Source organism: Paenibacillus pedocola, from assembly GCF_031599675.1.
Lineage (GTDB): Bacteria > Bacillota > Bacilli > Paenibacillales > Paenibacillaceae > Paenibacillus_AQ > Paenibacillus_AQ pedocola.
Map to the genome: position 1 here is coordinate 4579488 of NZ_CP134223.1, position 22789 is coordinate 4602276.

Here is a 22789-nt window from a genome sequence, read left to right on the forward strand (position 1 = left end):
CCCTCCGTCACTTTCCCTTTAATGTATATTTCCAAGTTCGAAGGGACCATTACCAAAGCTGAATCATCCATGCAAAACAAATGCTTCCCTTTACCGGGGAAGCATTTGCTTTGAGATAAACGTTAAGTATTCTGAATTCTCTTAAGCGAAATCTTCATGACTTTTTAATCACCATCGATACTTTGTAGTTCGCATATTCACTCAAACCGTCCAAGAATTCATCTAACTGTTCATTGGATGGAAATCTGCTCTCCAGAAGATAACACCCATCCCCGCCAATTTTATAATGATTCAACACAAAAGGCTCTTTCATTTTAATATAGTCCATCAGCGGTTGGTGATTAAGAGTATTGGTATAAAGCGTGATGAAAGCGTGGATTAAACACCCTAACTTGGATTGATTAACTTTTATCGTATACCCTTCAAGCACTCCAGTATCCTCCAGTTTTGCTACACGACTTGCTGCTGCCTGCCCGGTCATATGCGAAAAGGAGCTAATTTTATGAAAGTTAGATTGATAAGAAATGCAACTTTGGTTGTTGAATATGCAGGCAAGAAATTTTTGATTGATCCATTCCTGGCAGAGAAGGGTACTCTTCCGCCATTTCCTGCTTTCACTAAAAACGAACAATATAACCCTTTAGTTCAGTTACCGATATCGCTTGAAGATTTAATTAAGGGTGTAGATGCGGTCATTGTTACTCATTTACACTATGACCACTTCGATGAAGCGGCCAAGGAAGTGCTGCCCAAAAACGTAAAAATGTTTGTACAAAATGGAGAAGATGCAACAGAAATCAAACAAGCCGGCTTCCAGGACGTTGAAGTTTTATCGGAGAGCACATCCTTCGATGGGATCCAATTAGTGAAAACGAAAGGCGAACATGGAAGAGGAGAGATTTTATCCATGACGGGAGTAGTTTGTGGTGTTGTTTTTAAACATCCGGATGAGAAAACATTATATGTCGCCGGAGACACCGTATGGTACGAAGATGTTCAGGAAGAACTCGAAACCCACCAGCCGGAAGTCATTGTGGTTAATGGTGGAGATGTAAAGCTCGCAGAAGGCGGCTCCTTGATTATGGGGAAAGACGATATTTATGAAGTGCATAAGGCTGCCCCTAACGCGGTGATTGTTTCAGTTCATATGGAAGCAGTAAATCACTGGACCTTGTCTAGAGCAGAGTTAAAAAGCTTCCTACATGAAAAAGGGATTACTTCTAATGTATTGGTGCCGGATGACGGCGAATCTTTTACATTCTAAATATATAAGGATTACTGTTCACCTATAAATTCGAATAACAGCTGCTGGAGGTTCCGGCAGCTGTTATTCGTTTGCACGTCCTTCATAAGAAGCCTCACATCACTTGACCAATTTTCAAATTACAGCATAACTACACCAAAGCCGCTAAAATACGGTCACACAAATCCATCGTCATCACATTATCCCGCCCGTTCGATAGCGGCAGGGTCCCCTGTGTGCAGCATTCCATGAAATGTGCCATCTCACCCACAAATCCGCGCAGGTATAAATCGCGATATGCGCCGGACATCGGTGAAGCGGAAGGCGTAAATACGGAATCCTGCTCCTCCAGCGATTGCCAAGGCAAAGAATCACCGGTCCGCGATTTATGGATAACAAGCTTATCGATCTCTTCAGCAGAGGCGAAGCCATGATCAAATGTAACCAGCAAGCGTTCACTCTCTCTGGACCAGGCCGTCATTCCGGTAAAATACACATTGCCGACAATCCCGTTTTCAAATTTAAGCGCAATGCTCTGTGAGATGAATTCGCCGCTGCTGCCGCTGAATCCCGAGACCTGTGGCGCTTCCCCGAACAGAAACCGCATCAGATCTATGATATGAATGGCTGCCAGCTTGATAAATTGCTCCTCGTCTTTGCAAAAAGGAGTACTGTCCACAGCGAAAGTCGCCTGAAAAGAACGGGCAGCGCCCAGAGTTCCTCCATCTATGAGCTCTTTCAATTTCTTATAGACAGGGGCGTAGCGCTTCATGAACCCTACCATTACAATCACTCCGGCTTGTTTGGCAGCATCCGCGATCTGCTGCGCTTCATCAGCATTCCAGCCGAGCGGCTTGTCCACATAGACATTTCTGCCGGCTCTGATACAATCGAGCACCATAGCGGTCTGATCCCCAGGCTGGGCAACGACCACAACGCCGTCGCACTCCTCCTGCTCCAGCATCAAATGATAGTCGTCATACGCCGTACCACGGCTGCCGAACCGCTGAAGTGCCGCCTTCGACCGCTCCAGATCACGGGTCGATATCGCTGTAATGTCCGCTCCTGCTCCAATTACAGCTGGATAAATGTTAGTCGATGCATGAAAGCCTGCACCGATGAAACAGAGTTTTGCTGCACTCAAGGCTGATCGCTCCTAATGTTATGTCTTAGTTATATCCGGATTATTATTCTACCACGGCAGCCTATTACCGGCATAATCGGTGAGCGTAAGCTCCTGCCCCTCCTCTTTCTGCTTCAGGCGGTTCTCAATCAATTGCAGGATGTGCCGGGCCGATTCATCGGGAGTGAGACTTCCCGTTGTATCCAGCTTGCCTTGCATATAAGTCTGAACATGCCCCGGATGAATGACCATCACCTTACCGCCCTGCTCCGAGATCCCATTGTGGATCAGCTGAGACTGCATATTGAGGGCTGCCTTGGACATACAATAGGCGTACCAGCTGGTTCGCCGGCAGGCTCCGATGCTGCCAGCCTCTGAGGAAATATTGACGATCAGCCTGCTCTCACTGCGGAGAAGCGACTTCATTAAGCCATTCGACATGCGAAGCGCCCCCAGCGTATTCACCTTGAATACCTGCTCCATTTCTGCAAAATCCAGCTCATCCTGCACCGTAGCCTGTATATCCCCCAGAACCGCACCATTGTTAATCAGAATGTCCACCCGGTCCGTAACGGTTGAGACCGTATCCAGCGCAAGCTTCACACTATCTTCACTGCTTATATCCAGCTGCAGCACCTGCAGCCGCTGTTTATAGCTTGCCTTAAGCTGACCCAGTGCATTATCATTCTCTTGTTGATACTGCCCGGCAAACACATGATAGCCCTGATCAAGCAGCTGCTTAACCAGACTGAGTCCGACACCCCGGTCAGCGCCGGTTACCATAACCCATTTCTTTTGCATCCTTCCGCCTCCTGCTGATTCTATAAGTACATTTGCGGGATAATCCTCACTAAGGAGATGATACCACTGAAACCCGTCATACAGCTGCTGCATTTTGGCTATCATCAGGCGATGAGCTGTATTTTTCCTGTAGCGATCTTTGGTACGCTGGCGCTTTCCAGCATGGTTGAGATTCCTTTCATCTACCGCTATGATGCTGTTCTGATTATACTCCTTACTGTACAGTATCTGATGTACCGCAGCGGACTGGAGACCTGGGATGAAATCAAAGTCATCTGTATATTCCACTTGATCGGCCTGCTGCTGGAAATCTATAAAGTCAGCATGGGATCATGGTCCTACCCCGAGCCCGGGCTTACCAAGTTACTTGGTGTACCGCTTTATAGCGGATTTATGTATGCAAGTGTCGCAAGCTTTATGTGCCAGATTTGGCGCAGGCTGAAGATGGATATGACCGGCTGGCCGGGGCTTGCTTCTGCGGGGATACTGGGCGGCGCCATCTATCTCAACTTTTTCACCCATCACTTCATTCCTGATTTCCGCTGGCTGCTGACAGCACTTGTATTCGTTGTCTTTTGGAGAACCTGGATTATATACCGGGTACGCTCCGTTACCTACCGGATGCCCTTATCGCTGGCTTTTATCATCGTCGGATTCTTCATCTGGCTGGCCGAAAATGTGGCTACCTTTTTTAATGCCTGGAAATATCCTGATCAGCAGCAGGCCTGGCACCCTGTCAGTTTCGGTAAAATCAGTTCATGGTTCCTGCTCGTCATCATTAGCGTCATTATTGTAGCCCAGTTAAAACATGTTAAAGCGGGGATGGGGAAAAAAATCATATGAAACCGAAGTTAATATTGATCGAAGGATTACCGGGCTCAGGGAAAACAACGACCGCGGGCCTAATCCATGAGCTGCTCAAGGAAATGAACCTTAGCGCTCAGCTATTCTTAGAGGGAAATGCCGACCATCCTGCTGACTATGAGGGGGTTGCCTGTTTTACGGCAGCTGAACTCGCTGAATTTTGGAATACCCATGCCAAGTATAAAGAGTTAGTGAGTGAGCGGTTGATTACACAAGGTGACCGGCACTTTCTGGAATACCGGAAAATAAGACAGGAATTAGGAACGGATTTCCCGGATGAACTGCTGGCTGCCGTCTCCAGTCATGATATTTATGAATTGCCGCTGGAGCACAACAGGATTCTGATCACAGAGCGTTGGAGAAGATTCGCAGCGGATGCTCAACACAGCCCGGACACCTATATCTTTGATTGCTGTTTCATACAAAATCCTGTAACTGTAGGGATGATTAAGTATGGCGCAGCAAAAGAAGCCGTTATAAGCTATGTCGCAGAGCTGGCCGCAATTGCCAAGCCGCTGAAGCCGCTGCTGATTTACGTAGAGCAGAACGATCTTGATCGTTCATTCAGAAAGGCTGTTCACGAAAGGCCCAAGGAATGGTCGGAGGGATTTATAGATTATTATACAAACCAGGGGTATGGGGCGCAGCAGGGGTATCACGGGTTAGAAGGAACATTGCAGGTGCTGAAGGCCCGAAAGGAACTGGAAGCAGAAATATTCAACAGTCTGCCTATAGCCAAACATAGGGTGGATAACTCCGCTTTAGATATCGACGGGTATAAGCAAGTATTAGCACAGATTCTGGCAGATCATTTCAGCTCGGTTTAGCGGGAACAACATTTTAGTTGTAAAGGTATTAGAGGACAAAAAACATGGGATTTTTAGGGGGATCAAGTGGATGGATCAGAAATACCCAATTGGCACTTTTCAATTTGATGGTGAAATTACTAACAAGGTTACAAGTGTTTGGATAAACGAGATTGAAGATTTACCAGGATTATTACGGGATGCTGTAAAAGACTTAGATAATGAACAGCTGGATACAGTTTATCGTTCCGGAGGATGGACTGTTCGGCAAGTAATACATCATCTTGCAGATAGTCATATGAATGCCTTCATTCGCTTTAAATTGGCTCTTACAGAAGAAAGTCCTATAATTAAACCCTATGATGAAAAGAAATGGGCTGAACTATCAGATTCTAAGTTGCCCGTTGATACTTCACTTTTACTCCTCGAAACATTGCACAAACGCTGGACTAACCTGTTACGTGGTCTAACTCCTGCTGATATGAAAAAGACCTTTATTCATCCAGAATCAGGTGAAGTTTCAATAGGTAAAAATATAGGAATCTATGCTTGGCACGGAAAGCATCATCTTGCACATATTACTTCTTTGTGTAATCGTAAGGGCTGGTAATAAAAATAAAGACAGGGATCATCACAGATCCCTGTCTTTTCAGTTAATCATCTTGCAGGAGCCGCGTTTGAGCAACACCGCATCATAAACAATATGCTGATGGCTTGACCGTCCGGAAATGAGGTCGAACAGGACACCCACACTAGACAGAGCCATTTCCGTACCCGGCTGGCTGATGGTATCGAGCGAGGGGTGATAATATTCAGCCATTTCGATCCCGTCAAAACCAATGATCGAGATATCATCCGGGATCGACAGACCGGCGGTAAGCACCGCTTTGGCTGCACCGATGGCAATTGTATCCGAAGCGGCGAACATTGCTGTAAGTCCCTTATTCTTATTCAGCAGTCTCCGCGCGGCATTGAAGCCCGAGCTGGGGCTGTATTCGCAGTCCTCGACCAGCCCGGCATCGTAGGGCAGGCCATGCTCTTCGAGCGCTTGCTTGTAGCCCAGGAACCGCCTGTTGCCTGTCGTCTCATCCAATAAAGGAGACTTGGCCAGGAATCCGATCCTTGTATGCCCGAGGGAGATCAGATAATTGGTCGCTTTATAGGCTTCCTTCAATTCATTGATAATCACACTGGAAAAGATAGCCGGGTCCACTTCCTGCGTAGAGGTGATGGTCGTCAGCACAAACGGAACCGTCAGCTGCTTGAACTTCTCCTCCGAATGATTGTAGGTTCCGCCCATGAAGATAATCCCGCACAGATTCTTCTCTTTCACCAGCTGGATGGCCGCATTGATCTCATCCGTTCCATCCTCCACCTGCTGGATCAGAAACGGATATCCGCGCAGATTAACCTGCCGTTCAATTTCCTTGATCATATTGGAAAAGAACGGATTGGTGATTCCTTTGACCATCAGTGCAATATTCTTAGACTGTGTTGTTTTCAAATTCCGCGCGTTGGAATTGGGAATGTAATTGTATTCCTTGACCACACTCAGCACTTTTTCCCGCGTGGCTTTGCTCACGAGTCCCTTGTTATTGATTACCCTGGAAACCGTCGAGATGCCCACACCGGAAATCCGCGCGATATCCTTGATATTTACGTCCACTTTACTCCTCCATTTATGGGTAAAGGAGCTATATCGGATCATAGCTCCTTTACACCTTATAACGTTCCTTAGTTGACAGGAACAAATTCAGCCAGTTGCTTCTCTACTTCGGCAATGACCTTGTCAATTCCTGCTTTTTTCAGCTGATCGCGGTATTCTGCAACGGCTTCTTTAGGATCTTTGCTGGTTTTGCCCAGCATCAGCTGGATGCCCAGCTGTGAATTCACGTTCGAGATCGAAGCAATTTCTGTAGTCACATTGGACGGATCGAAGCTGAAGCCATTGTAAGGATCATCGATTGCAACTTTATCCCATTCAGCGAACAGGGAGTTACGGATCGGATTTTCGGTATCGCTAGGAATCACGAACTTGTCATTGCGGAGCGACCAGGCTGCGAAGCCGCCGCCGTCTGTTTTTTCATTGTAGCCTGCAGGGAACTTCTTAATACCGTTTTCAATCACATATTGCTTGCCTTCAATACCGTATTGAATGAGGTTGTAGTAGCTCTCATCTGTCATGAACTTTTCAATGACCATCAGTGCACGTTCCGGATTAGCCGAATTGGTGCTGATTACCGTCGAGTTGTCTACACCCATCTTACGTTTGATTTTCTTATTCGCTTCCGCGAAGGTGAAGAAATAGGGATCCGACTCCGGCTGTGCCTTCATATCTGCACCATATTGGCCGATCCAGTCCTGGGCATGGGTCAGATAACCTGCAGAATTGGCTGCTCTGAAATTATCCTTGCCGCCCAGAGTAGCAGACAGCACGTCCTTGCTCCAGTAGCCTTTATCCGCCCATTCGCGCATCTTCACAGCCCAGTCTTCGAACTCCTGGGTGAACGCCGGATGGAAGACGGTTTTATAGTCCTCGGGACTCTTCGTAACCAGATTCAGCTCATTCAGCGAAATCCCCGGTGCATTCAGCCACATTCCCGTAGTATCAACCAGCATTCTGAACATGTTCGCCGCATCTTCCGCCTTGCCGTTAATCGGCGGGTAGGATTCATTGGCGACCACATTATCCATGTATTTTTCCATATCTGCAATCGAAGTGATTTTGTCCATGCCATATTTCTTTAGCAGGTCTGAACGGTAGGCATAACCGTAAGGTGTGTACTCACTGTACAAGCTCGGAACACCATAAATTTTGCCCTTGTATTTCGTGTTCTGCCAAGCGCTGTCGGGAATTTCCGCCTTCAGCTTCGGTGCGACTTTGTCCAGCATCTCCGTGATATCTACCAGTGCGCCTTCACTAGCTAATGTAAAATAGGAGACCGGTGCTCCCGGAGAAGCGTGCGACATATCAAAGGCTTCGCCGGATGCGAATAACAGCGGGTATTTGGTGGCAATATCCGGCCAGTCAATATACTTCACTTCAATAGTAGCGTTGAGATCCGCCTTGAGCTTTTTGTTAATCTCGCCAAGGATGGCCTTATTCTGAACCCCTTCACTGCCCCACAGGTAGTACGTCAGCTTGGCTTCTTTGGAAGTATCTACTCCGCCTGTATTAGCAGATGTTTCCGGTGCTTTCGTAGCTTCCGCATCGTTAGCGGGCTCATTGTTGTTAGATGAACAGGCTGACAAAACTCCGCTAAGCATGAGGACAGCAATTAAAGAAGACGCAATCTTTTTACCTTTCATTCGGTAAGCCTCCCTTTTCTCTTCTATTTACGAATGTCTTCATTTATAATAAACGCCCCTCGGAAGGCAGACGTCCATTAACCCTTTACAGCCCCGATCGTCAGGCCGGTTACGAAATAACGCTGCACAAACGGGTATAGCAGAATGATCGGTCCGGTAGCCAGCACCGCTGTAGCCATCTTGATCGACTGGGTCGGAAGATCGGCGGTATTGATGACCGCTCCAGAGTTAATAAGTGCTCCAAGATTCGTCTGGCTGACCATCCGCTGTAAAAAGTATTGAAGCGGATATTTGGCCGGAGTGTCGATGTACAGCATCCCGTTATACCACTCATTCCAGAAACCCAGCGCCGAGAAGAGTCCGATTGTAGCCAGCGACGGAACCGCCAAGGGAATAAAAATCCGCCAATAGATGCGGAAGTCACCGGCACCGTCAATCGTCGCAGATTCATACAGGGAGTCCGGGATCGCCTTCATGAAATTACGCATCAGGAAAATGGACCAGGCGCCCACCACCGCCGGCAGAATCATCGCGAACAGGCTGTCCTTCAGGTGGAGGTGTTTGACCATCAGAATATAGGTTGGAATCAGGCCGCCGCTGAAGAGCGTTGTGAAGTAAATCAGGAATGAAAAGAAATTCCGGTATTTGAAATCCTTGCGGTTGAGTACGAACCCGGCCATCGACATCATAAACAGTCCAAGCACAGTACCCACTACGGTAATAAAAATCGTGACCTGGTAAGCATTCACCAGCTGGGTGGAGTTATTGAGCAGCAGGTCGTAGGCTTTAAATGAAATTTCGTTGGGCAGCAGCTTGTAGCCTTCGCGGACAATCTCCTGCTCGTTCATGAATGAGGAGGAAATCATCAGCGCAAAAGGAAACAGGCAGAACAGCGCAAATATTGCGACGCAGAAGTAGCTGATCCCTTTAATAAGGATACTGCCGGAGTCCTGTTTGATCGTATTCTTTTCCATAATCATCACCCCTGTTTCTGTCTAAAATAGTGCGCTGTCCGGTTCGACCTTGCGTACGATAAAGTTAACTACCAATACGAGAATCAGGCCGAATAAGGATTGATAGAAGCCCACCGCTGCTCCCATGGAGAAGTTGAACTGCCCCACCAGTGAACGGAAGACATACGTATCTATGATATCCGTCTGCGGATACAGCACGGAGTTGGTGCCGATCAGATTATAGAACAGGTCGAAGGAGCCTTTGAGAATACCTCCCATCCCGAACAGCAGCAGCAGGATAAAGGTTGGCTTCAGAATCGGCAGGGTCATATAGCGGATCCGCTGCCAGGTTGTGGCTCCATCCATATAGGCCGCCTCATACAGATCATGATTGATTCCGGTGATGGTGGCGAGATAGACAATCATGCCATAGCCGGTACTGGCCCAAATCTTGAAGGCGACGATAATATACTTCCAGATGCCCGGATCAGAATAGAATTCGTAACGGTCGAGTCCGGTGCTGACCAGCAGGGTATTGATAAAACCGGAGTTGAAGTTGAAGATATTGTAGGCAAACACGCCCACGATAACCATGGAAATGAAGTTCGGCAGGAGAATGACAGACTGGGAAACCTTTTTGAACCATTTGCCCGAGATTTCAGACAGCATAATCGCAAATACGATTTGAATGATATTGCCCAGCGCCAGGAAGACGAGATTGTAGAGCAGCGTATTTTTCGTAATATTCCAGAGATCACCGTTCTGCACCAGGAATTCGAAATTCTTCAGGCCGATGAAATGGCTTCCGAAAATACCTTTGTTGAGATTGTAGTCCACAAATGCGACATAAGCGCCGGGCATTACCGCATAGTGGAAAATTACGAAATACAGGATAACAGGCAGCAGCATGAGAAACAGGACTCTGTTTTTAATGATTTCCCTGACAATATTCCCACCCTTATGCATAAGTCTTGCCAATGAGCCCACCTCCAATTTGAACGGTAATAACGTAATTGAACGGTATAGAAACGTTTCCATCATTTCTTTGGAACTCCCCTTGCGAAGAGCATACTCCTGAAATGTATGCGCTGTCAATTGAAATTATTTTTTAATTTTTAAGTACTAATACACTAGTTTTAGGGGTAAATCTTCTGAAACAGCGATAAATCCATAGAGGATTGACATTTTTTGCTTTGGAGACTAATATCGAGGTGTATCTAACATGGAAACGTTTTTATTCCAATTTTCTTGTGAAAAGATCACTCCATATTGTGGCATCTGGTCATGAATTCCCCTTCCATCCAATTTCATGTCATATCCATGCTGCACGAAAGAGAGGGTTGTTATGATCTTCACACAACATACGAACCTGATTACCCTGATCCGGGATGATTTCAGGTACATTTTCCTGCCTGCCGGAGATATCTACGAATTCACCCATTCGCAGTTCCTCATCAATCAGTTCCAGGGTAATCCGCTAGACGGCTCGGCCAATAATATTTATCTGCGTGTGCACACGGCAGAGGGCATTGCCAGCTATCCGCTGCTCGGCATCCGTTCCCGCTCCAGACTGTCTTATAATAACGAACGGCTGATTTTACAAGGCTCTATAGACAAGATCGATTACAAGGTGACCTTTGCTCCTGCAGCCGATGGCATCTGGTTCTGGCATGTTCTGCTCTCAGGAAGCGGAGAAACGGTCGATGTGATCTACGGACAGGATATCGGTGTCGCAGATAAGGGCGGCGTGCTGTCCAATGAACTGTATATGAGTCAATATCTCGGTCACAGCATCCTGGAAGGTCCTCACGGATATGTAGTATGCTCACGCCAAAATCAGCCGCAAGGCACTGCGTTTCCCTACCTGCAGCAAGGTGTGCTGGGGACCCGCGCAGTGGGCTACTCCACGGACGGAATGCAGTTTTTCGGCTTATCCTATAAAGCGGACCCGCTCCCCCAAGTCCTGCAGACCGGACTGCCCAGCCTGAACTATCAATATGAGCTGTCATACACAGGTCTGCAGACGGAGCAAATACAGCTGAATGGACCTACGGAATTCGCCTTCTATGGCCTCTTCCGTCCGGATCATCCCGCTGCAGTATCCTCCCTTGAATTCGGGGCTGAGCTGCAGGCTGCCTATGACCGTATCGATTGGCATAAGCAGGAGCCGCTGCAGGACGGAGAAACCGTCACCCTTTGTAAGGAATACGGCCAGCCTTATGTCTCCGGGCAGTGGTCCTTGGAGGAGGTTACAGCATTTTATCCCGACCGCCGGCTGGAAGAATTCCAAGACGGGCAGCTGCTGTCCTTTTTCACTCCGGACCATGTCCATGTCGTCCTGCAGCCCAAGGAGCTGCTGGTTGAACGCCCGCACGGGCATATCATCACCACTCTGCTGGACGATAAGCAGGTCAATAACAACCTGATTACCTCCACGAACTATATGTACGGTATTTTTAACGGTCAGACGGTTGTCGGCAATACCTCCTTCCATAAGCTGCTCTCCACACCGCGTGGCCTGCTGAATATTCTCAAGAATACAGGACAGCGCATGTACATCCGTATGGGGGCTGTCTACCGGATGCTCACGCTTCCGGCCGCTTATGAAATGGGTGTCAACTTTGCCAAATGGCATTACCAGCTGGAAGAGGATACGCTGACGGTCACTGCTTTTGCCGCGGCCAGGCAAGCGGATATTGTGCTGGAGGTGCACTCCAGGCTCGGCAGAGTCTATGATTTCCTCGTTACGAATCAGCTGGTGATGGGTGAGCATGAATTCCGGCATCCGGTGAGCGTCAGCTTCGCTAATGAAATTCTGCACATCCTCCCTGCTGAAGAGGTGCGGCAGAACCATCCTTATCCAGGACTGCACTATGACATACAGCTTCCCGGTACCGCTTACACGGTCAGCGATGACCGGATCTTCTATGAAGATTGCCAGCCGCGCAACGGGACATTGCTCACGATCTCAGTCGCACAGTCCGCAGGCTTCCAGCTGGTGATGCAGGGAAGGCTTACGGATGAGCAGAGTCTGCCGCTCACTGCCTATTGCTTCGGGACCGAAGCAGCACAATACAGTGATTTCTATGAAGCCTTCAGCTCCCGCTTCCGGCTGCAGATTGCAGGCGTCCGGCAGCAGCAGATGGATATCCTCAACGAAACCGCATGGTGGTATACCCATAATGCCATGACCCATTTCATCGTGCCGCACGGTCTGGAGCAGCCTGGCGGAGCGGCTTGGGGAACACGGGATGTATGCCAGGGGCCGATGGAGTACTTCCTGATGACCCAGCATTATGAACTGGCCCGGAACGTCCTGCTGGAGATCTTCGCTCATCAGCTGTGGGAGACCCGGGAGTGGCCGCAGTGGTTCATGTTCGACAGGCATCCGGTCCAGTCACCGGAATGGCATGGCGATGTGGTGCTCTGGCCGCTGAAATGCATCGGTGACTACGTGATGGCGACCGGGGATTGTACTATTTTTCAAGAACAGGTAATCTACCACCAGCTGGCGGATGCGCTGCCAAGCCGGCAGTCGGAGTCTCTTCTGGAGCATGTCAAGGCAGCAGTTGAAACGATCCGTAAGCGTTTCCTGAACGGGACTGCCCTTCTTTCTTATGCAGGGGGCGACTGGGATGATACCCTGCAGCCTGCCGACGAAGCGCTGAAGACACGGCTGGTCAGTGCGTGGACGGTAGCCCTGGCGTTCCAGGTCATCCGCAACCTGTCGCAGGTGACCGCATTCGATCCGGAATTCTCATCCAGTCTTGCCGGAATGGCTCAGGAGATGAAGTCCTCCTTCCACTCCCTGCTGATTAAGGATGAGGTTATTGCCGGCTTCGCTTACTTCAAGGATGCTGAGACCATCGAATATATGCTCCATCCCGAAGACAAAGAGACGGGAATCCATTACCGCCTGCTGCCGATGACCCGCAGTATTATTGCAGAGCTGGTGGATCCGGTACAGGCCGCAGCCAATCTGCGGCTGATCGACAAGCATCTTAAATGTCCGGATGGCATACGCCTGATGGACCGCCCGGCCCGGTACGAAGGCGGTGTCAGCACGATTTTCCGCCGTGCAGAGCAGGCGGCCAATGTCGGCCGTGAGATCAGCCTGCAGTATGTGCATGCCCATATCCGTTATCTGGAGGCGGCGGCCAAGCTCGGCGAAGGAGACCGCGCCTGGGAAGGGCTGTTCCAGATCAATCCGATTCTGATTCAGAACAGCGTTCCTAACGCGAAGCTGCGCCAGAGCAATATGTATTTCAGCAGCTCGGACGGGGATTTCCCTGACCGCTACAGCTATCACGAGCATTTTGACCAGCTGCGCACCGGCAGCGTGGAAGTGAAGGGCGGCTGGCGGCTGTATTCCAGCGGTCCGGGCATTTATCTGAATCAGCTGGTTTCAGGCATTCTGGGCATCCGTTTCATGAGGGATAACCTTATTATTGATCCGGTTCTGCCTTCCGGCCTGGATGGCCTGCGCTTCACTTATCAGTGTTTCGGGCGCACGATCACCTTTGTTTATCACATCCGCTCCGGCCCGGCCCGCACTCTGGAGGTACGTGCAGACGGGCAACCCGTTCCGGGGCAGGTTTTAGACAATCCGTACCGTCCTGGTGCTGCGGGCATTTCCAAAGATATCCTGCTTGCATTAAAGGACGGAGAACTGCACATCTATTTAACCCAATAAATTTCCGTGCGCTGTGGAAGAAGGAGTTAACCATGACGAAACCGTTTATCCAAGATCTTGTGAATGATATGACGCTGGACGAAAAACTGGCCCAGCTCACCCAGCTGGGTCCTCACTATTGGGGTCTGGACGATACAGTGGATTTAACGGGTCCGTTCAAGGAGCTGAACATAAAGCAGCATGTAATTCATAGCATCGGCAGCGTCCTTAATGGCATCGGGGCGAGGAATGTAATTGAGCTGCAGACCCGGCATCTGCAGAATAGCCGCCAGCGGATCCCCCTGCTCTTCATGGCGGATGTGATCCACGGCTACCGGACCATCCTGCCGATCCCGCTGGCGATGGGCGCAAGCTTTGATCTGGCGGCCTGTGAACGGTTTGCTGCTATTGCGGCCAAGGAAAGTGCTGCTGCCGGGATTCACGTTACGTTCTCCCCGATGACCGATCTTGTGCGCGATCCGCGCTGGGGGCGCGTGATGGAAACCTCCGGCGAAGATCCTTACCTGAACGCCCTGGTTACTGCAAGCATGGTCCGCGGCTACCAGGGCAATGATCTGAGGGAAAAAGGCCGCATCGCTGCCTGCGTGAAGCATTTCGCCGCCTATGGTGCGCCCGAGGGCGGGCGCGAATACAATACGGTCGATCTGTCCTCCGGCGTATTGCGCGATTTCTATCTGCCTGCTTATAAAGCGGCCGTTGATGCCGGGGTTGCGATGGTGATGGCTGCCTTCAATACCATAGACCGCATCCCGGCAAGCGGGAATAAACAGCTGCTCCGCGGTATTCTGCGGGAGGAATGGGGCTTCGGCGGGGTGACGATCGCCGATTTCAATTCCGTCAACGAGCTGATCCCCCATGGCGCAGCGCAGGATGGCCGGGAAGCCGCAGAGCTAAGTCTGGCTGCCGGACTTGATATAGAGATGATGTCCACCCACTATCTTGCCCATGGTGCGGAGCTTGTGGAGCAAGGCCGGCTGGACGCCGCCCTGATCGATGAAGCGGTCATCCGGGTGCTGGAGCTTAAGGATGCGCTGGGCCTATTCGACAATCCGTTCAAGGATGCCGATCCGCAGGCAGATGAGGCGGCTGAACCCAGCGGGGAGCACCGTCAGGCTGCCCGGGAGCTGGCTGCTGGATGTGTTGTGCTGCTGAAAAATGACGATGAGGTACTGCCGCTTAAACGGGGGATGAAGATCGGCCTGGCCGGTCCCTTCGCGGCCTCCGTTCATGTGCTGGGCGGCTGGTCCGGGACCGGCCAGGATTCCGCCGTATCGTTATATTCAGGCCTTGCGCAAAAAACCTCTGCCGGAGATATTCTCACGGCCATGACCGGTGAGCTGGGCAGCATGCTGGAGGGAATCTTTGATGTCGCGGATGAAACAGAGGAAGCGTATACCCGGCTGAAAGATTGCGATGTCATTCTGGTTGCCGTAGGCGAGAACCAGCAGGATACCGGAGAAGGCGGCAGCAAGTCCTGCCTCCGGCTGTCCCCCAATCAGGAGAAGCTGATCTGGCGGCTGAAGGATACCGGCAAGCCGGTGGTTACTATTGTATTCAGCGGCCGTCCGCTGGAGCTGAAGCCTGTTCTTGAAGCCAGTGACGCCCTGGTGCAGGCCTGGTTCCTCGGGACAGAATCCGGAAATGCGCTCGCAGATGTAATGTTCGGGGACTATAACCCGTCCGGACGCCTGTCGATGAGCTTTCCCTATACGGTGGGACAGATCCCGGTGTATTATAACGCCTATCAGACCGGGCGCCCCTATGATCCCGAGTATCCGCAGGTCCGTTATGTCACCCGCTATCTGGACTGTCCCAATGACCCGCTGTTCTGCTTCGGCTATGGGCTAAGCTATTCGCATTTTGCTTACAGCAGCTTTGCGGTTAAACGGTCTGAGTCGGATGATGTAATCATAGCTTCAATTGAGGTAGAGAATTCTTCGGATATTGCCGGTAAAGAGACCGTCCAGCTCTATATCCGCGATGTCAGCGCAAGTGTCGTGCGTCCGGTCAAAGAGCTGAAGGGCTTCCGCCAGCTGCTGCTTGCCCCGCATGAGAAACAGGCGGTCTCCTTCGAAATCACCAGGGACATGCTGATGTTCTACGGCAAGGACGATCAGCTGATCTTTGAGCCCGGAGAATTTGACATTATGATCGGCCGGAATTCCGGAGACTGCAGCACAGAACGGATCTGGATCGGCTGATCTCACTATAGCTGTATAACTGAAAGCGCCACACCCTTACACCTGTTTGGTGAAATAGGCGGTTGGCGCTTTTCAGTGAACCTGAGAGGAGAATGTAAGGATGAGCGGCAATTTATCGTTCCGGCAAGACGGAACCTTTACCATTGTGCAATTTACCGATCTTCACTGGATGGACGGAAGAGCCGAGGACCAGCGTACCCGCGATCTGATGGAACGCGTGCTTGAAGCTGAGCAGCCGGATCTGGTCGTATTCACAGGGGATCTTATTTATACCGGACCTGTATCTCCGGGAGAACAGGAATGTACCCAGCCTGAACAAGCCTTCCGGGAGGCTGTAGCCGCGGTGGAGACCGCCGGCATTCCCTGGGCCTTTGTATTCGGCAACCATGATACCGAGAGGCTGATCACCCGCCGGGAGCTGATGCAGATTGCCCTGGAGCATCCCCACACCCTGGCGGAACCGGGTCCCGAAGAAATTGCCGGAACCGGCAATTACAGTCTTGAAATCGCAGGTCCGGACGGCCGGGCCGCCGCCCTGCTATATTTCCTGGATACCGGCAGCTATTCCGAAGTGGAGCATGTTCCGGGCTATAACTGGGTTCAGCGGGATCAGATCAGCTGGCTGACCGGAGAATCTGCGCGGCTGAATCCGCAGGCAGGCGCGGCTAAGCTGCCGGCGCTGGCCTTCTTTCACATCCCGCTTCCTGAATACCAGGAAATGTGGGATACACAAATCTGCCGCGGACATAAATTCGAGCGTGTCTGTTCACCGGTGATCAATTCCGGATTATTCGCGGCCTTGCTGGAAATGGAGGATGTGCGGGGCACCTTTTGCGGACATGATCACGTCAACGACTATACCGGCAGCCTGCATGGCATCCGCCTCTGCTACGGGCGGGCCACCGGCTACAACACCTACGGCAGAGAAGACTTCATGCGCGGCGCCCGCGTCATCCGGATGACGCTCGGCAGCAAGGATTTTGACACCTGGCTTCGGTTGGAGGACGGTTCTGCTATGATGGAGCAGCCTGTTCATGAGCCAGAATAATTGATGAGTATTAAAGGGCTGTCCCAAAAGCCATGAAATGGCAGGGATGCCCCTTTTTTTGGAGCTGGATATACGGTTGCTCTCTGTGAGGACGCTCCGCGAACGGACCGTTGTTCCAATCGCTGTGGTCTCCAGATTTTTTACATTCCCCTTAGCGGTGAAAATCCGGAGACCAAGGCGACCGCTGCCGCTTTTCCACAATCAGTCCGTTCTCTCCGCTGTTTAAGCGGGAATTGTACTGAAATATTAATAAAAACGCAAAAAAGAAACAACTCCTTTGTTAAAACGGAAGTGCAACCAACCATTTTAAAGGAGAGGTTTCTTTTGTACATTTCAATATACCATGGACCATGGACCAACTTTGCCTGCCATGGATGTAAAGGAAGTCATTCCAGAACATCATCTTGTTCGTGTCGTTAACCAAGCCGTCAACCGGCTTGACGACGTTATCTTTGACGCTGCCTACCCGGGCGGTGGCCGCAACAGTTTTTTAAAACACTGTCCCATTCGCAGAAAATTCTACTTATGGGACAGCCCCTTTGGGCTTCTTGTATATAATTGCCCGGGCAATTATTTCATTGATGATCCCCGGCTATATCAGAATGTAATACTATATAGATTGTACTTGAAATAATTAATTTGGGAAAAAGTGACGGAGGGGAATTTTGGAACTGTAGGAGCGATAGCGTCCGCCTTTGTCTGCTGATTTCCACCGCGAAGAGCGGTTTATAATCAAGAAATCTGCAGACAACAGCGGCCGGAAGTCCAAATATTCTCTGGAGTCACGGCCAATCCAAAATAGTAAAATCACAAGTTCAACTTATATAGTCCATGGCGATGATGATTTCCCTGCCTCCAGACGTAAGCACCGTGATTGTATCCCGCTCAAACCTCACGTTCAGCAAGGCTTCAGGTGATTGTTCCAGGACATCTTTAGTCATGAAAAAACGGTTGTCCTTAGCATAAGCCCCGGCCGGGTCCCCATATACAGCGGAAGCCAGCCAGTGGATTCCCGGTGCAAGGGATGCCGTCAGTGTCGGCAGCACCGTCCGCGGACGAAGCAGATTGGTGTTGGCATTGGGCCAGATCAGCTCTGCCTTCCTGTAGCCGAGCAGTCCCTGAACCCCGCTGGTTCCCCAGGCAGTAGATACAACGGCACCTTCCTTGCCGATTCTCTCTTCGCGTTCTGTTTCCTGGCCGAGTGCAAAGCCTCCTTCCGCAGCATCCAGTTCCCGGCCGGTCCTGATCCGGTGAATCCGGATATGCCACGGCAGGCCGGCGATAACCCAGGACTGGACCTCGACGTCAGCCCATGGTTTCCAGACCGAACGGAGCACATTGTCCGTGATCTCCGACTCCAGGTTCCGGCGTCTGACCCGGTACAGATTGTCTCCGCCCTCGCTCAGGGCGAGCATCGAATCAAAGGCTCCCTGAGATAAGCCCCATTCGGCGCGGGGCACGCTGAAGCCGAAGCCTGTCGAGTAGACGAATTTCTCGTACTTCGCTGAGGTGTGGGTATGTTCATTACTGTACAGGTGTCCGCTGTTGAAGGCAGCCACATGGCCGGCGCCGGCATCCCGGACGATAACCAGATGCGCCGGCTGCTGGACCGTAACAGCCGGGATTTCCGGCAGCGGCAGCTCGGCCTCCTTCCAGAACGGATGCTCCTCGCTGAAGGCCAGCGGCAGGAAGGTCTTCAAGGCCCAGTACGGAGAGCCGGGAGCGTTATAGTTCTCTGCCATCACCAGATTCGGATAGGCATAGCCGATGGTCAGCACGCCATTCCCGTCAAAGATGGGCTGAGCGAACCACCAGCGCAGGTTGCGCAGCACCAGTCCTTTAATGACGCCTGCAGGGAGCCCCTCTACTTCAGCGTAAGCATAAGCGCTCCAGAAGGCAGACTGGGCAAAGCGGTAAGCAAGGCTTCGGCCGTACGGCAGCGCGGAGCCGTCAGCCGCGAACCAGGTAATGAACTCAGCCGCGAACAGTCTAGCTCTTTCTTTGAACAGACGGGAACGCTCCGGGTCTTCCTGCTCCATCAGCTTCGCATACAGCAGTCCGTAATAGTGGATGGCGAAGGGCACGTAATAATCGCTATGGCCGTTAATCCCATCGCTGTACCAGCCTTCACCCAAATAGAAATCATCCATGCGCCGCAAATTGTGCTCCAGCTGCTCAGCATCATAAGGAAGACCCAGCTTCTTGAACCCGGCATTCACCAGCACGTTGAAGAATAGCCAGTTGCAGTCATAGCAGGGGTGGGCGTTGATCTGATTCAGCCAGAGGTACAAATGATCCTGTTCCTGCGGAGTAAGCGGTGCCCAGATCCGTTCCGGGATGGCCGCCAGGGCGAAGCCGAAGACCGCCATCTCCACCAGCCTCTGGTCGTAATCCCCTACTTCCCCCCAATATTCTTCATGGGAAGGATCGGTTCCATGCCGGATGCCGTCCAGTATCAGCTCCCAGAGTCCGCTGTCTCCGCCGCCCATCAGCAGCGGCACCAGCCCCCACAGCACCCGGGAGAAGCCTTCCATTTCCGCAATCTTGGCAGGATAACCGGCTCCGGTTGTTCCGGCTATCAGCCGCGCACCGCCCGGACTATACAGCGGCCGGAGCGGAGCCGTAAGCTGCTCAAGTGCCCGCACCAGATCCTGCCGGGTCTCCAGCGGGTTCTCTTGAATCCGTGAAGCTGCTGTTGTTTTCTCGCTATTCATCCTGTATCCCCCCCTATTCCCAGTAGAAGGGTCCGGCTTCCTTCACCCGGGCCAAGGCTTCCACGTAGAAAAAGTCTCCGTAAATCAGCGGAACATCAATATTCCGGTTTTCCGGATAGTTACTAGTGCCGTGAAGCAGCAGTCCTTCCTCGTCGGCATTCCCCCACGTTCCGTAATTCCGGTAGAGGGACTCCAGGATCTTCATCGCCCCATTCCGGTATACATGAGACTCTGAACCGTTCACCTGACCGGCCAGCAGCAGCAGTCCGCTCGCTGCGCAGGCTCCGGCCGAGGTATCGCGGAGATCACCGGTTGCCCCGGATGTGCGGAAGTCCCAATGCGGGACATGATCCTCCGGAAGGCGGGTCAGGAAGAAATTCGCTACCTGCTGTGCTGCATGCAGATATTCCTGTTTGCCGGAATGATGATAGGCCAGCGCCAATCCGTAGACAGCCCAGGCTGTGCCGCGCGACCAGGCCGACTCCGGCGCATAGCCCTGCCCGCCGAGCTTCTCCGCCACTTCACCCGTTTCCGGGTTGAAGCTGACGATATGATAGACTGAGCCATCCGGCCGGATGAAATGCTCCAGCACTGTATCCATATGCGCCTCCGCAATATGGCGGTAGCGCGGATCACCGGTCACCCCGGAAGCCCAGTAGAGCAGGCTTGTATTCATGCAGCAGTCGATAATCGCGATTCCGCTGTTATCCTCGCCTTCCCGCCACGGATTCCAGGCGCGGATATAGCGGCCCTTCAGATTGAAGCGGGCTGCCAGATAATTCGCGGCCTTCAATGCCCTGATCCGCGAGGCTTCTGCACCCGTTAGCTTGAAATTCGCTACACTGGTCAGCAGCCACATGAAGCCCAAATCATGATCCAGCTTAACGTAGCCGTCAAGCACCTCATCGAGCCGCTGCTCACACTCTTCGGCAATTGCCTTCAGACTCTCGTCCCCGCTCTCTGCGTAGAACTGCCAGAGCATGCCCGGCCAGAAGCCGGCCGTCCACCAGTTCGGAGCCTCAAGCACATATTTGCCGCCCTGGCTGGCGTGAGGAAACCCGGCGCCGATTCTCCGGCTGTTACTTTTGGTCTTCTCCAGCGCTTTGCCCCAGGCCTCATCGATCCACGTTTGCTTTGCCGTCATCTTCATCTTCGAACTCCCGCCTTTATTTTGAATTTGCACGCATCCTTTATAGAAACTGAAAAGTGAAGGCAAATCTGCCCTCGCTGCCCGGCCGGACCGCATGAAAGTCCAAGCTGTGCCAGATCTGCTCCCGGCCAAAATGATCGCGGTACCTATGCGCTGCGATCTCCGGCTCTACTGCCCCGGGATCATAGGACACTTCGACTCCGCCGCCTTCCCCCGGCAGCAGGAGAGCACCGGATCGTAGCAGCTCCGGCTTGCGCCATGTGACAAACCGCTCGGTCCAGCTTCCCGGAACACCTTCGTACCGGTATTCATCCAGCAGCTCGAGGCGGGGCAGCGTTTCTTTGTGCCAGACGAAGGAGCGGGTGAGTGACAGCAGGCCTTCAGCCTCGTAGGCCCGCGTCAGGTCCAGCGTCAGTTCATCCGTATCCCCCGCGGATGCATGGAGCACCACGGAGCTGAACTGCTTCCCCGGAGATTGATACCGGCCGTCAATGACCGGGACCGAATGGCCCTGCGATCCGTTGCAGTCATACTGATACCGCCCGGCGCCGAAATAATCCGCCGTATATTCCCCGCTGCCAAGATCGGCTGCATAGACCTCGCCCCGCCCGGTCAAGATGAACTGTCCGAGGTCATTATGGTTATGCGGCTCAGCATTGTGGCCGCCCTTGGCAGCGAATCCGAACGAGCCTGCTTCCGGCACATGCCGCGAAATCAGCCATGCGGCATCGGGAAGATAGCAGCTCGAGGCTTCCCAGGCGCTCTTCCCGCTGTCCGGCCTAGTCCAGAGCAGATTGCGGAGCGCCGGAGCAAACCGGCTGCAGTGATCTTCGGTGTACGGCGCACGGAGTACTGACGGTGGGGTCTCGACCTCCCCGGGATAGACCTCCGCCAGATAATGGGACAAGCCCATATGCACAGACATCTGCGGCAGAGAATCCGAGAAATTGGCGACAAGGGCGCCATCGATGAAGCATTGCTGCTGGAACCGGGCGATCCTGCGCACCTTCTCATTGTGGAACCCATCCAGCTTCCCCCCGCTGCGGGAGCGGAGCAGATCACTATAATAGGTGAAATAGCCAAAGCCGTAATTCCAGTAGCCAAGCCCCTCAAGGCACGCCCCGTCCTCCCCGAAGCCTTCCAGATAATAACGCATACTGCTCTCTGTCTTTATAAGAATATCAGTCAGGATCATGGGATCGTCCAGGGACAGCAAGGCAGCTGCACCGATCGAGCCTGCACAGACAGCCGACCAGTTATGCCGGGCAGTCTCCCATTCATAAGGCCCCTGAGTCAGAAAAGGCCGGAACAGTCTGCGCTCCACTTCTTGCCGTATCCGTAAGCGGAGCACCGGCGTGAGTCGTCCCCCCAGCAGCAGCGATATCTCGCTCAGCGTAAAGCCGGTCTCGGATGAAAACAGATCAATATAGCGGCCGATATCAGCAGCCTGATGCTCCGGGGGGAGATGCGCCGGCAGGCACCAGGTATATTCATCGCATACTGCCAGGAGAATTTCCTCCAGCCGCTGCATAGGCTGCGGATTCTCCGGCTCCAGCAAGGCAAGAAACACATAGGTGTTGAGCCGTCTTCTCCGCTCGAAGTAGACCCGCTCATACGGAAGTCTAGAACCTGTCCGTGCGAACATGGACAACAGCTCTGCCGTCAGCTCTGGAATAGCCTGCCCGTCCAGTCTCTGCCCCTCCGCACGCATTTCTGCAATCTCCTGTTCTAAGTGTGGGGACGCTGCTGCCTGTTTCCACCAAGCATCCATATCTCCTTCCGGATAATACAGGTTTAAGGATACCGGCTTCAGCTCCAGCACCGTTTCGAAAAGCCTATGCTTATTCATGCCTTCTTCCTCCTGTCACGGCCGGGTTTTTGGTT

At 52.0% G+C, this 22789-nt stretch carries 16 protein-coding genes and 1 pseudogene; 7 read left to right on the plus strand and 10 right to left on the minus strand.

Annotated elements, in window-relative coordinates; all coding sequences use genetic code 11:
- Positions 1-154 precede the first annotated feature (154 nt).
- Positions 155-484 (minus strand): annotated as a pseudogene (locus tag QU597_RS20420) (Lrp/AsnC family transcriptional regulator); the annotation flags it as partial.
- Between the two features lie 18 nt (positions 485-502).
- Between QU597_RS20420 and QU597_RS20425 the strand changes: the two are divergent.
- On the plus strand, positions 503-1264 hold the full coding sequence (locus QU597_RS20425) for an MBL fold metallo-hydrolase (RefSeq protein WP_310829594.1): 762 nt from the start codon (positions 503-505) through the stop codon (positions 1262-1264).
- 130 nt (positions 1265-1394) lie between these two features.
- Here QU597_RS20425 and QU597_RS20430 read toward each other — a convergent pair whose 3' ends face one another.
- Positions 1395-2387, minus strand: coding sequence for a Gfo/Idh/MocA family oxidoreductase (locus tag QU597_RS20430; RefSeq protein WP_310829595.1), 993 nt, complete (start codon positions 2385-2387; stop codon positions 1395-1397).
- Between the two features lie 48 nt (positions 2388-2435).
- Positions 2436-3167, minus strand: coding sequence for an SDR family oxidoreductase (locus QU597_RS20435; protein ID WP_310829596.1), 732 nt, complete (start codon positions 3165-3167; stop codon positions 2436-2438).
- Between the two features lie 57 nt (positions 3168-3224).
- Here QU597_RS20435 and QU597_RS20440 point away from each other — a divergent pair, with 57 nt between their 5' ends.
- The 3 genes from QU597_RS20440 (at position 3225) to QU597_RS20450 (ending at position 5447) form a co-directional block, all read left to right on the plus strand.
- A complete protein-coding gene (locus QU597_RS20440) occupies positions 3225-4010 on the plus strand; it encodes a DUF817 domain-containing protein (RefSeq protein ID WP_370656202.1) in 786 nt (261 codons plus the stop codon).
- Complete coding sequence (locus tag QU597_RS20445) at positions 4007-4858, plus strand: P-loop NTPase family protein (protein ID WP_310829597.1); 852 nt, start codon at positions 4007-4009, stop codon at positions 4856-4858. The genes QU597_RS20440 and QU597_RS20445 overlap by 4 nt, the downstream gene beginning before the upstream one ends.
- A 70-nt stretch (positions 4859-4928) precedes the next feature.
- Positions 4929-5447, plus strand: a complete 519-nt coding sequence (locus QU597_RS20450) for a YfiT family bacillithiol transferase (protein ID WP_310829598.1) — start codon at positions 4929-4931, stop codon at positions 5445-5447.
- Positions 5448-5486: 39 nt separating this feature from the next.
- On the opposite strand, the gene QU597_RS20455 is transcribed toward QU597_RS20450, so the two are convergent.
- From QU597_RS20455 to QU597_RS20470, 4 genes are all read right to left on the minus strand, one after another.
- Complete coding sequence (locus QU597_RS20455) at positions 5487-6503, minus strand: LacI family DNA-binding transcriptional regulator (protein ID WP_232380916.1); 1017 nt, start codon at positions 6501-6503, stop codon at positions 5487-5489.
- Between the two features lie 68 nt (positions 6504-6571).
- A complete protein-coding gene (locus QU597_RS20460) occupies positions 6572-8146 on the minus strand; it encodes a DUF3502 domain-containing protein (RefSeq protein WP_310829599.1) in 1575 nt (524 codons plus the stop codon).
- Positions 8147-8223: 77 nt separating this feature from the next.
- A complete protein-coding gene (locus QU597_RS20465; RefSeq protein ID WP_310829600.1) occupies positions 8224-9120 on the minus strand; it encodes a carbohydrate ABC transporter permease in 897 nt (298 codons plus the stop codon).
- A 21-nt stretch (positions 9121-9141) separates the two neighbouring features.
- Positions 9142-10077: an ABC transporter permease gene (locus tag QU597_RS20470; protein ID WP_310829601.1), complete on the minus strand. Its 936-nt coding sequence runs from the start codon at positions 10075-10077 to the stop codon at positions 9142-9144.
- 367 nt (positions 10078-10444) lie between these two features.
- Between QU597_RS20470 and QU597_RS20475 the strand changes: the two genes are divergently transcribed.
- From QU597_RS20475 to QU597_RS20485, 3 genes are all read left to right on the plus strand, one after another.
- Positions 10445-13792 carry a GH36-type glycosyl hydrolase domain-containing protein gene (locus QU597_RS20475; protein WP_310829602.1) on the plus strand — a complete coding sequence of 1116 codons (3348 nt, stop codon included), beginning with the start codon at positions 10445-10447 and terminating at the stop codon, positions 13790-13792.
- A gap of 32 nt (positions 13793-13824) precedes the next feature.
- A complete protein-coding gene (bglX, locus tag QU597_RS20480; protein ID WP_310829603.1) occupies positions 13825-15993 on the plus strand; it encodes a beta-glucosidase BglX in 2169 nt (722 codons plus the stop codon).
- 100 nt (positions 15994-16093) lie between these two features.
- On the plus strand, positions 16094-17041 hold the full coding sequence (locus tag QU597_RS20485; RefSeq protein WP_310829604.1) for a metallophosphoesterase family protein: 948 nt from the start codon (positions 16094-16096) through the stop codon (positions 17039-17041).
- An 815-nt stretch (positions 17042-17856) separates the two neighbouring features.
- On the opposite strand, the gene QU597_RS20490 is transcribed toward QU597_RS20485, so the two are convergent.
- The 3 genes from QU597_RS20490 to QU597_RS20500 are packed head-to-tail and all read right to left on the minus strand — an operon-like array spanning position 17857 to position 22754.
- A complete protein-coding gene (locus QU597_RS20490; RefSeq protein WP_310829605.1) occupies positions 17857-19755 on the minus strand; it encodes a DUF2264 domain-containing protein in 1899 nt (632 codons plus the stop codon).
- A 13-nt stretch (positions 19756-19768) separates the two neighbouring features.
- A complete protein-coding gene (locus tag QU597_RS20495) occupies positions 19769-20905 on the minus strand; it encodes a glycoside hydrolase family 88 protein (protein ID WP_310829606.1) in 1137 nt (378 codons plus the stop codon).
- Between the two features lie 40 nt (positions 20906-20945).
- Positions 20946-22754: a heparinase II/III family protein gene (locus tag QU597_RS20500; protein WP_310829607.1), complete on the minus strand. Its 1809-nt coding sequence runs from the start codon at positions 22752-22754 to the stop codon at positions 20946-20948.
- Positions 22755-22789: the final 35 nt, after the last annotated feature.